The sequence below is a fragment of the Hominiventricola sp. genome (assembly GCF_057604405.1).
Map to the genome: position 1 here is coordinate 1 of NZ_DBLYVB010000002.1, position 11,994 is coordinate 11,994.

General features: G+C 44.0%; 9 protein-coding genes. 7 read left to right on the top strand and 2 right to left on the bottom strand.

All coding sequences use genetic code 11. The features are described from left to right. Positions 1–459: 459 nt before the first annotated feature. On the top strand, positions 460–2,313 hold the full coding sequence (gene glgB, locus ACZMB2_RS02105; RefSeq protein ID WP_487595299.1) for a 1,4-alpha-glucan branching protein GlgB: 1,854 nt from the start codon (positions 460–462) through the stop codon (positions 2,311–2,313). On the opposite strand, the gene ACZMB2_RS02110 is transcribed toward glgB, so the two are convergent. Together ACZMB2_RS02110 and ACZMB2_RS02115 are read right to left on the bottom strand one after the other, a co-directional pair. Continuing rightward, complete coding sequence (locus tag ACZMB2_RS02110; RefSeq protein WP_487595300.1) at positions 2,252–3,328, bottom strand: HAMP domain-containing sensor histidine kinase; 1,077 nt, start codon at positions 3,326–3,328, stop codon at positions 2,252–2,254. The genes glgB and ACZMB2_RS02110 overlap by 62 nt on opposite strands. Then, entirely contained in the window at positions 3,325–3,999 is a 675-nt protein-coding gene (locus tag ACZMB2_RS02115; protein ID WP_308459924.1) for a response regulator transcription factor, read from the bottom strand. Before ACZMB2_RS02115 ends, ACZMB2_RS02110 begins: the two co-directional genes overlap by 4 nt. 184 nt (positions 4,000–4,183) lie before the next feature. Between ACZMB2_RS02115 and ACZMB2_RS02120 the strand changes: the two genes are divergently transcribed. The 6 genes from ACZMB2_RS02120 (at position 4,184) to ACZMB2_RS02145 (ending at position 11,969) form a co-directional block, all read left to right on the top strand. Beyond that, positions 4,184–5,836, top strand: coding sequence for an efflux RND transporter periplasmic adaptor subunit (locus ACZMB2_RS02120; protein ID WP_487595301.1), 1,653 nt, complete (start codon positions 4,184–4,186; stop codon positions 5,834–5,836). Beyond that, complete coding sequence (locus ACZMB2_RS02125) at positions 5,836–8,889, top strand: efflux RND transporter permease subunit (RefSeq protein WP_487595302.1); 3,054 nt, start codon at positions 5,836–5,838, stop codon at positions 8,887–8,889. Before ACZMB2_RS02120 ends, ACZMB2_RS02125 begins: the two co-directional genes overlap by 1 nt. A 220-nt stretch (positions 8,890–9,109) precedes the next feature. Further along, positions 9,110–9,910, top strand: coding sequence for a sporulation transcription factor Spo0A (spo0A, locus tag ACZMB2_RS02130; RefSeq protein ID WP_487595303.1), 801 nt, complete (start codon positions 9,110–9,112; stop codon positions 9,908–9,910). Between the two features lie 77 nt (positions 9,911–9,987). Continuing rightward, positions 9,988–11,424, top strand: a complete 1,437-nt coding sequence (glgA, locus tag ACZMB2_RS02135; protein WP_487595304.1) for a glycogen synthase GlgA — start codon at positions 9,988–9,990, stop codon at positions 11,422–11,424. Between the two features lie 85 nt (positions 11,425–11,509). Beyond that, the gene (locus ACZMB2_RS02140) at positions 11,510–11,695 is read left to right on the top strand and encodes a hypothetical protein (protein ID WP_118769706.1); all 186 of its coding nucleotides are present in this window, start codon (positions 11,510–11,512) and stop codon (positions 11,693–11,695) included. Positions 11,696–11,711: 16 nt separating this feature from the next. Further along, entirely contained in the window at positions 11,712–11,969 is a 258-nt protein-coding gene (locus ACZMB2_RS02145) for a spore coat protein (RefSeq protein ID WP_118770081.1), read from the top strand. Positions 11,970–11,994 lie beyond the last annotated feature (25 nt).

Here is an 11,994-nt window from a genome sequence, read left to right on the forward strand (position 1 = left end):
GCTTTACATTTGCGCTCAAAATAATAACATTTATGAAATTGCTTGTTTTTCTGCACTTTAAGTGTTCATATAAAGGCATTTAAAATTATATCATTTATTCTATGCTTTCTCTATCGTAATCATTAAATACAAGGAGTGTATAACTTGTCCCTTTACTGTATGGAATAGTTTTGGGGCTGGTAGTCTATCTCTTGTTTTTTTCTGTTTGCTTCTTTACCGAACATGAGCATCAGCTATGGGGAGTGTCAAGTGAATTCACCTGATCATGATAGTTCTTAACGGAAATCTTTGGTATTCTATCATCAGCGGAAGGCTCAAATCCTCATACGGGAAACAGGAGGCGAGCCGGAAGCCCATTCGAAATGCTCTGCAGGAATAAGACGAAAATCCTGTCTTTGTATCTTGTATATCCCCATTATTTTCGATACAATAAAAGAAAAGCTCATACGGGGGAAAAGTATGAATTTTCAGGAATTTTTACAGGGAAAGGTATTTGATGCCTACAAATATTTTGGTACACATCTATTAAAGAAGGGTGCCATATTCCGGGTCTATGCACCCAATGCAGCAAAGGTGGAGCTGCAGGGAGATTTCAGCGGATGGGAACTGCTGGAGATGAAACAGAAAGAGAATCCCGGAGTGTTTGAAGTAACCGTGCAGAATGCAGAAGCGGGTATGTATTACAAATATGCAATCACGGATGCACAGGGTAACGTGGTGTATCACTGTGATCCTTATGGGATGCTGATGGAACTGCGACCGGGTTTTGCATCCAGGATTGTAGATGAAAACTGGAAATTTGCAGATGATGAGTGGACTAACAACCAGAATACGGAAAAGAACTATAATAATCCTATGAATATCTATGAGCTGCATGCAGGCTCCTGGAAACAAAAAGAGGATGGCAGCTGGTATAATTATGAAGAACTGGCAGAAGAACTGATTCCTTATCTGAAGAAAATGGGATTCAATTATATTGAATTTCTGCCATTATCGGAACATCCGGCGGATTGTTCCTGGGGATATCAGAATACTGGATTTTTTGCACCGACGTCCCGTTATGGAACGCCACAGCAGTTGAAAAAACTGGTAGAACTCTGTCATGAAAATGGAATAGGTGTGTTTACAGATTTTGTGCCGGTACACTTCGCTATGGATGATTATGGTCTTTTGAATTTTGACGGAACGCCTCTGTATGAGTTTCCCCATCCGGATACCGCCTACAGTGAGTGGGGAACGATGAATTTTATGCACAGTCGTGGAGAAGTCAGAAGTTTTCTGCAGAGTGCCGCGAATTACTGGCTGACAGAATTTCATTTTGACGGAATCCGTATGGATGCCATCAGCCGTGCCATTTACTGGAATGGTGATCCGGCAAGAGGTGTCAATGAGCGTGCAGTGGAATTTTTGAGAAATATGAATGCAGGCCTCCATAAGCTGCATCCGTCTGCTATTCTGATGGCAGAGGATTCCACAGATTTTCCGAAAGTAACGGCACCGACAGAATACGATGGCCTGGGATTTGATTATAAATGGGATATGGGATTTATGAATGATACACTGCGCTTCTTCCAGACAGCTCCGGTGTATCGCCCTTATGACTATCACAAACTCAGCTTTTCCATGATGTATTTTTACAGTGATCTGTTCCTGCTGCCCTTCTCTCATGATGAAGTAGTACACGGCAAGGCCACGATTATTCAGAAAATGTGGGGAGATTATGAGAATAAATTCCCGCAGGCAAAGGCATTTTATACCTATGTCTATGCACATCCCGGAAAGAAGCTGAATTTCATGGGCAATGAATTCGCACAGTTTCGTGAATGGGATGAGACAAGGGAGCAGGACTGGGATATCCTGAAGTATCCGCTTCATGATGCCTTCCATCATTTTTATGCGAAGCTTGCGCATCTTTATCTGGAGGAACGGGCACTGTATGATGGAGAATATAATCAGGACTGTTTTGAATGGCTGGAAGTAGATGCGGCAGATTATGTGACCTATGCATGGGAACGCCGGGCTGGTGGAGAGACCATTGTGACAGTGATGAATCTGTCAGATCAGTTCTGGAAGGATTTTCCGGTGGGTCTGCCTATGTATTACGAACTGGAAGAACTGCTTAACACGGACTGGAAGGAATTTGGCGGAAATACATCACCAGAGGATCAGAATTTCCGTATTGTAGATGAAGAACACAGAAAACGGCCGCAGACCCTGTATGCAGATCTGCCGCCGTTTACTGCGAGAATGTTTAAGGTAAAGGGAGTGAAGACTCCTGCTCAGAAGAAGGATGTGCCGGCAGGCAGACGGTGAAGGTACTGCCAAGATCCGGAATGCTTTCTAATGTTATATGACCACCGTAAAGGGTGACGATCTGATGGACAAGTGCAAGTCCCAGACCGTTGCCCTTTTTCTTATGGGACGTATCACCCTGATAAAACTTGTCGAAAATCCGGGACTGAATATCCGGTGGGATACCGATACCGGAATCCTGCACACTGACCGTCAGCCATTCTTCATCCATGGAGGCTTTGATGGTAATTTCCCCACCTGCTGGAGTGAATTTGATAGCATTATCAATGAGATTACTCCAGATATGGGAAGTCAGTTCCTGATTTCCATACCATGTGATTTTATCAAGCTCCGGTTCAAGAACCAGATTCTTTGCAGACCAGGCGGATTCAGCTCTTAAGATGATCCAACGGATCTGTTCATCCACCCGGAAATCTTCCTGATCAGTGATAATAGTCTGATTTTCCAGGCGGGAAAGGCTCAAAATATTTCCTGTCATTTTGGAAAGCTCTCTTGCACTGGTAATGATGGTTTCTATATATTCATTCCGTTCCTGGGGCGTGAGGGTGTCGTCCTGCAGGAGAGTCGCATAGCCGCTGATGGTGGCAAGGGGGGTCTTGAACTCATGGGAAACATTAGAGATAAAGTCAGAATGCAATGTTTCCGTACTATTCAGCTCCTGTACCATCACATTAAAATTGTTTAAAAGTTCGTAAATCTCGCTTTTGTTTCCTGGAACATCCAATTTTACCGTATAATCACCGTCGGCCACTTTCTGCATAGCTTTCGAAAGCTCGGAAACGGGATTCAGCGCATAGCGGAAAATGAACACGCTGATAAACATTCCGAGAACCAGTGCAACAAGAGCCAGCAGGATAATGAAATGCAGACCGGTGATTGGGAGTGGAAATGAATTCCATATATTTAACCGGTTCATAAGATGGATGGTAAATCCGATAATCAGGAAAGTACAGATCATCACCCAGAAACAGCAGAGAACAACTCTCATCCAGATGGAATAAAAATTCTTTTTCATTTCTCGATGATCCCCTTATATCCAAGACCACGGACGGTCTGAATCTGAAAATAAGGAATATCCCGGAAACGATCCCGCAGACGGTTGATATGCACATCTACCGTACGGATATCCGTTTCAGAATCGTAACCCCACAGCTCGTCCATAATCTGTTGTCTGGTAAAAGTATGGTTCGGGAAAGAGAGCAGTTTATAAAGAAGCTGAAACTCTTTCTGTGGAAGAATCTGGGATTTTTCATCGATCGTAACGGTCAGGTTAATATAATCCAGGCAGACGTGGTCGAACTCCAGCTTTTTTTCATAGATAATTTTTGCCCGGCGGAGGAGTGCCTCCACACGGAGCAGCAGTTCATTAACATCAATGGGTTTTACCATGTAGTCGTCAATACCGAGTTTAAATCCTTTTGCCTTATCCGGAAAAGTATCTTTGGCAGTCACGACCAGAATCGGGAGCTGATAACCGCTGTCACGGAGTGCTTTGGTCAGATCATATCCATCCATGCGCGGCATCATCAGATCAGTGACAATGAGATCAATATAGGTCTGATCCAGCATTTCGAGTGCCTGCTCTCCATCAAAAGCAACGGAAGTTTCATAGCCATTTTTATTTAAAACCCTGCAGATTAATTTGTTCAGGGCCTGATCGTCTTCGACAACTAAAATATGAAACATAGATACACCTCACTTAAAATGATTTATAAATTGCAGTTTAACAATTGTACAATATCATATAGAAGGATTGTGAACGGAGTATGAATAAAAAAAAGAATTTTATGTGACATAAATTTATATTTTGTTAAAAAAACTGGTATAATCTGGGCGAGGCTAAAATAACAAACAAGGAGGAATGACGAGAATGAATAGAAAAAGACTCATAGCAATGGGAATCATTATGACTCTGAGTATGTCCACAGTTGCCTGTGGTAAAAAAGAAGAAAAGACAGAGATCAGCAAGGTTGCCGTAGAGGTGGAAAATCCTACGACAGGAGAGCTGACAAATGATACAACTTACATAGGAACGGTAGAACCGCAGCAGCAGGTATATGTGACTCCGAAAGTATCCGGAACAGTTACTGCTGCCTATTTTGAGGTGGGAGATACGGTAAAGGAAGGCGATGTGCTGTTTAAAATTGATGATGAGGCAGCGCAGCTTCAGATGAAGAGTGCAGAAGCTTCTTATAGCCAGGCACAGGCAGGAGTGACCGCAGCTACCAGTGGATCACGAGATCTGCAGAATTATCAGACAGAGCGTTCCATTCAGCAGTTAAAGGACAGTCTGGATGATGCAGAAAACAATATTGATGATCTGGAAGATAATCTGGGAGATTTAAGAGATGCCCGTGGAAAATTGGGCACGGCGAAAGATCAGGCACAGGCTGGATTGGATGCAGCAACAGATGCATATTATAATCAGAAAACTGATTTGGAAAAGAAAATGACCGATATTCAGAATCAGATCAATGATTTGTCATCTGGTGAAAATGCAGATAGTGAAGAAACAAAGAAACAGATTTCAGATTTGACGGATCAGAAGAAGGGTGTGGCAGCAGAGCTGGATGGTTACAAAAAAGCAATGGATCAGGCCCAGTCCGCAGTAGATCAGTTAAACAGCCAGATCCAGAGTGTGGAAGCAAGCAAGACCCAGTTGAAGTCCAGCATTAGCCAGATTGAAAATGGCAAAGATACGATCCGCGACAATTTGACGACTGCAGAGCAGACCTACTCCATTACCCAGAACGAAGTTTACCCGGAAACCGACGCTACATACGCCGCACAGCTTCAGGCAGCATCTGTTGGCGTGGATTCTGCAAAGATGCAGTTAGATTTCTATACGGTGAAAGCACCGATCAGTGGTGTGGTAGAGGCAGCCAATGTAAAGAAAGAAGATATGGCAGCAGCTGGAAATCCGGCTTACATTATTTCCAATAAAGATTCCATGACGGTTACCTTCAATGTAACAGAAAAGGCAAAGAATACGATGAATGTAGGTGACCATGTGACCGTAGAGAGAAATGGAGAGACTTTTGACGGTACTATCACAGAGATTGGCACCATGGCAGGACAGCAGACGAAGCTCTTCCAGGTGAAAGCAACCATTCCGGGAGCGGGGGATAAACTTCCGAACGGTGTATCCGTGAAAGTCAGTGCAACTACCGAGAAAGAAGATGGCAGTACGCTGGTTCCCTTCGATGCCCTGTATTTTTCCGGCGGAGATGCCTATGTTTACTGTGTGGTAGATAATAAACTGGTGCGTACTTCGGTCACGGTAGGCCTTATGGATGATGACCATGCAATTATCGAAGATGGCCTTGACGCAGACAGCCTGGTAGTCAGCAACTGGTCTTCCAAGCTGAGAAATGGTGCAGATGCCGAGATCGTGTCTCTGAACGGCGAAGCGGTGGCATCACCGGAGCAGGAAGAAGAGGCTACAGAGGATACACCCGCAGATGCAGCGGCTGAAAATGAGAAAACTGACAACAGTGCTTCAGATGAGGAGGCTGCTGAATAATGAATCGATTGACGAGGTTAGTATTAAAACGACCTGTATCCACACTTCTGGCGGTTCTGGCACTGTTTGTTTTCGGATTTTCATCTCTGATGGGGCTTCGTCTGGAACTGATGCCGGATATGGAGATGCCGATGAAGATCGTATATACGGTCTATCCAGGTGCGGATTCCGAGTCGGTAGATGATCTGGTTACCAGTATTATTGAGGATAAGGCAGGAAGTTTAAGTGGTGTAAAATCTATTACTTCGCGTTCCATGGAAAATGTTTCTATGGTTCTTCTGCAGTATGATTATGACCAGAATGTGAATGATGCCTATCTTGATTTGAGGGCAGCACTTGACCAGGTAAAGGGAGATCTGCCGGATGATGCGCAGGATCCGATGATCATCGAGATGAACATGGATTCTATGCCAAGTATTTCTTATTCTGTCAGCACGACGGATGGAACAGATGCACTTGCATTTGTAAAGCAGGATGTGGTTCCGGAACTGGAAGCACTGAGTACGGTGGCGCAGGTAACCGTATCTGGAGGTCAGGAACAGCATATAAAGGTAGAACTTAATAGAGACGAGATGAATCAGTACGGACTGGATATGAACTCCATTGCCCAGTACATGAAAGCCTCTGACTTTACGATCCCCCTTGGTTCTGTAGATCAGGGCAGTCAGTCCATCAGTGTGATCAGTACAGCTGATACAGATACCGTGCAGGCACTCCGGAAGATTCCGTTGCGCACGGCAACGGGAAGCCTGATTCAGCTGTCTGATGTGGCAGATGTAGAATGGGCTGTGAAAGATGCCGACAGTATTGCAAGATACAACGGAGAAGATACAGTAACGGTCAGCATGACCAAGAACCAGAGTGCCAGCACTATCGGCATGGTAAATTCTGTAAAAGAAACCATGAATGATATTCAGGAGCAAAATGATAACATTGTAGTTGCGGCTACCTATGATGCCTCCGATATGATTATGGAATCTCTTAGTTCCGTTGGAAGCACTTTGGCACTGGGTGTTATCCTTTCCATGATTGTACTGTTTATCTTTTTCGGAGATTGGAAAGCGTCGATTATCGTCGGATGCTCCATGCCGATCTCGTTGCTGATGACAGTGATTGTCATGTCAACGATGGGATTTTCCCTGAATATCATGACGCTGGGAGGTCTGGTAATTGCCATCGGTATGATGGTCGACAGTTCCAGTGTCGTGATTGAGAGCTGTTTCCGTGCTAATGACCGGGTACCGGATTTTTCAGAAGCAGCGCTGCAGGGTACGACGGAGGTAGTAGCATCCATCGTGGCATCTACGATTACAACCGTTGTTGTTTATCTGCCTCTTTGCTTCTCGGGCGGTATGACAGGACAGATTTTCATGCAGCTGGGTCTGACCATTGTATTTTCGATGGTAGCTTCCCTGATTTCTGCGATTACACTGGTTCCGCTGTTCTTTAAACTGTATAAACCAACACAGAAAAAGGAACTGCGGCTGAATGTCTTCCTTGATAAAATCAAAGAAAAATACGATCATGTGGAGCGGAAACTTCTGCATAAGAAGAAAACCTGCCTTCTGACAGCTGTGCTTCTGCTAGTGGCTTCTTTCTGGATTCTGAGCATGACAAATATTGTTTCCATGCCGACCATGGATGAAGGAATGATCTCTGTGACTGCTACGTTCCGGCCGGGAACCCGTGTCGAGGTAGTCAATGAGCAAATCGTCCAGATTGAAGATCTGGTGGCAGCAGATGAAAATGTGGAAAGCTATACGTTGACGGCTTCCGCAGGTTCTGCAACCATTTCCGCAACCTTGAAAGATGACAGAAAGATGACGACTCAGGAAGTTGTCGATCAATGGGTGCAGGATACGAAGAATGTTTCGGATATGCAGCTTGATATCACCATGTCCAGTTCCATGTCCATGGGCAGCAGTACGACAGGTTCCGGTGCAACTCTGACCGTTGGTTCTGTGAATCTGGAAGATGTGAAAGATGCATCAGAAATGATTCAGGATGCAGCATGGAATATTCCAGGTGTACTGAATGTGTCTACCGATGCAGGAGCGTCTACGACACAGCTTCGGGTGGTAGTGGATCCGTTAAGTGCCATGAGTCATGGACTGACACCGACGCAGGTAGGCGGAATGCTTTACAGTACCTTAAGTGGTACAAAAGCCATGACTGTTACATCGGATGGGGAAGAATATGATGTAGATCTTTCTTTCCCGGAAGGAACCTATGATAATGCCACCCAGCTGTTGGATACAGAGGTAGCAGGCGTGCCCCTTTCTGAAATGGCAACACTGGAATATACAGATGCAGCCCAGACTATTATGAAGATGGATGGAAAATACACCGTTACAGTAAGTGCTACCTGCCTTTCTGATGACAAAGCAGATATCCAGGATGCCATGGATGAGTTCCTGAATACGCTGGATCTGCCGGACAGTGTAGGTGAGGCAGAGACCATGATGGATAAGATGCAGGATGATATGTTCGGAGATATGGGAAAAGCCATTGCAACGGCATTATTCCTGGTATTCCTTGTTATGGCCATGCAGTTTGAGTCTCCAAAGTTCTCTTTGATGGTTATGTTAAGTATCCCATTCAGTCTGATCGGTGCATTTGGATTAGTATTCTTAAGTGGTACAGACTTCAGTATGGTAGGTTTGATGGGTGTGCTGACTTTGGTTGGTACGGTTGTAAATAATGGTATTCTCTATGTCGATGGTGTGAATATGCTGCGCCGCAGAATGGATATTGAGGATGCCCTGATTGAATCCGGTAAGACGAGACTTCGCCCGATTCTGATCACAACCCTGACCACCATTATTTCCATGACACCAAGTGCCCTTGGTATTGGTGGCGAAAGCGCTGTTATGATGCAGGGAATGGCGCTGGTTATTATCGGAGGTCTTGTGGCTTCCACATTGCTGATTCTCCTTCTGATGCCGGTATTCTACCTGATGGTATACGGTACCAGTAAGAAGACGCGTAAAGAGCGCTGGCATAGATTTTATTTCTGGAAAAAGAAAAAAGAGGTTCCGCAGGAACAGTCATAAATGAACAGAAAAAAGACAGGTTGTCAGATGCGACTACCTGTCTTTTTTTGAAATCTTAGCGGAAATTTAGCAAAAATTTAGCAAAAATGTCGAAATAATAGGAAATAATGGACTTGTAAGACAGGGGAAAATTTCCTATAATTTTTGTATGGCGCCAGAAAAAACCATTTTTTCACAAAAGACAAAGAGAAGAGAGTAAAAAATCGAAGGAGGGGTATGAATGAAAAAATGGAGCGTGGCGATTGCTGATGATAACGAACGAATGTTGGAAATTTTGGACGGTATTATGAAGCAGGATTCTGATCTGGAAGTGGTCGGATTGGCACGCAACGGCGAGGAAGCCTGTCTGCTTATCAAGGAAAAAGGACCGGATATTATGCTGCTTGACATTATTATGCCAAAGATTGACGGCCTTTCCGTGATGGAGAGAATCGAACAGGATCCTGACATTCAGAAAAAACCTGAATTTGTAATAATTTCTGCGATTGGTCAGGAGCGAATTACAGAAAATGCATTTCTGCTGGGAGCCAGTTACTATATCATGAAGCCCTTCGACCATGATATGCTGCTTAGCCGGATCCAGAGTCTGAAAGAAACAGAACAGAGCCGTAAGGCGGAAATTCGTCAGGTAATACCCTACGAAACGAGAAATGTTTATCAGAAACGGAATTTGGAGACGGACGTGACGAACATGATCCACGAGATCGGAGTACCGGCACATATCAAAGGATATCAGTATCTGAGAGATGCAATTATGATGGCAGTGGAAGATATGAACATGCTCAATGCCATTACAAAGGTTCTGTATCCGACCATTGCGAAAAACCATCATACCACACCCAGTCGTGTGGAACGGGCCATTCGGCATGCGATTGAAGTCGCATGGGGAAGAGGTAAGATGGACACGATTGACGAGCTTTTTGGTTATACAGTCAGTGTAGGCAAGGGAAAGCCTACAAATTCGGAATTTATTGCACTAATTGCAGACAAAATCCGGCTGGAATACAAAAAACAGGCGTAATTTTTTAATTCTGCTTTTAAACAGTTCAGCAGTGATGTATAATAAAATGTATACAGCCAAGAACTGGAGGGGAAAGTATGAAGAAGGTACTGTTTATTGCATCAGAGTGTGCACCGTTTGTTAAGACCGGTGGTCTTGCGGATGTAACGGGAACACTGCCGAAATATTTTGATAAAGATAAATATGAAGTAAGAGTCATTATTCCGAATTACAAATGTATCAAACCTGAATGGAAGGAACGAATGAATTTCGTCACAAATTTCTATATGGATATGGCATGGCGGAGCCAGTATGTGGGAATTATGGAGATGGAATACGAAGGAATCCAGTATTACTTTATAGATAACGAATATTATTTTGCAGGTGACAAACCCTATGGATATATTCATGAGGATGTGGAAAAATTTGCTTTTTTCTCTAAGGCAGCGCTGTCAATTCTTCCGGTGGTTGGATATCAGCCGGATATTGTACATTGTCATGACTGGCAGACAGGGTTGGTGCCGGTATACTTAAAGGACAGCTTCCATGAGAGTGAATTCTACGCCAATATGAAATCAATTATGACGATTCATAATCTGAAGTTTCAGGGGGTATGGAATATTGATACGGTACAGGATGCTACAGGTCTTGACATGTCTTATTTTACACCGGACAAACTGGAGGCATTCGGGGATGCAAATTACCTGAAGGGTGGAATCGTTTATGCAGACCGTATCACGACGGTCAGCCGTACCTATGCGGAGGAAATCAAGACTCCGTTTTATGGAGAGCATTTGGATGGTCTCATGCGTGCCAGAGCGGGAGAACTCACCGGAATTATAAATGGATTGGATTATAACGAGTGGAATCCGCAGAAAGATCCCCTCATCAAAGATCATTACAGTGTTGGAAATTTCAGACTGAATAAAGGGAAGAACAAGCTGGTACTTCAGAAGGAACTGGGACTCCCGGAAGATAAGAAAGTTATGATGATCGGAATTGTTTCCCGTCTGACGGATCAGAAAGGATTTGATTTGATTGACTGCATTATGGATGAATTGTGTCAGGATGCAGTGCAGATAGTGGTGCTTGGCACAGGTGAGGAACGATATGAAAATATGTTCCGTCACTTTGCCTGGAAATACGGAGATAAGGTGGCTGCATGCATCTATTATTCCGATGCCATGGCACATAAAATATATGCAGCCAGTGATGCATTTCTGATGCCGTCCCTGTTTGAGCCCTGCGGGTTAAGTCAATTGATGAGTCTGCGTTACGGAACGCTCCCGATCGTACGGGAGACCGGTGGACTGAAGGATACAGTAGAACCATACAATGAATATGAGGAAACCGGAACCGGATTTTCCTTTACAAATTATAATGCCCACGAAATGCTGGAGGCAATTCGCTATGCAGAAGAAATTTATTATGACAGAAAACGTTCCTGGAATAAAATAGTAGAACGGGCCATGCAGGCAGATTTCTCCTGGGAGAGTTCTGCAAAGCAGTATGAGCGTCTCTACGACGAACTGTAACCTGTATTTGTCAGGTATAAATACCTCTCTGTTTTCACATACTGGAATCGTAGTCAGGAGTATGGAAAACAAGGAGGTATTTTTTATGTCACAGTTATCAGAACTGGATGTCCAGAATCTTCGCCATCTCATCGGCGGAAGCGAAACCTGTAAGGCAAAATTTGAGACTTACGCGGAAAATGCAACTGACAGCCGTGTGAAACAGTATTTCCAGCAGGCAGCTCAGTCAGCAAAAGAGAATAAACAGCAGTTGATGGGATTTTTAAATTAGGAGGGCGTACAGGATGATGAATGAAAAAACCATGGTCAGTGATGCGCTGACCGGCATCAATGGAGAATTGAAAATGTATGCGGAATATATTTCCCAAAGTGAGGATCCGCAGTTAAAACAGACCCTCAAACAGATGAGGAACAAGGCAGAGACCGCACAGGAGCAGTTATATCAGATTGCCCGGGAAAAATCTTATTATGTTCCGGCGAAAAAGGCATCAAAAGAAGAGATTGATCATGTAAAATCTCTTTTTAAGCCGGAGAGTATGCTGTAATTTTCATTGCAGAATAGAGCAGCGG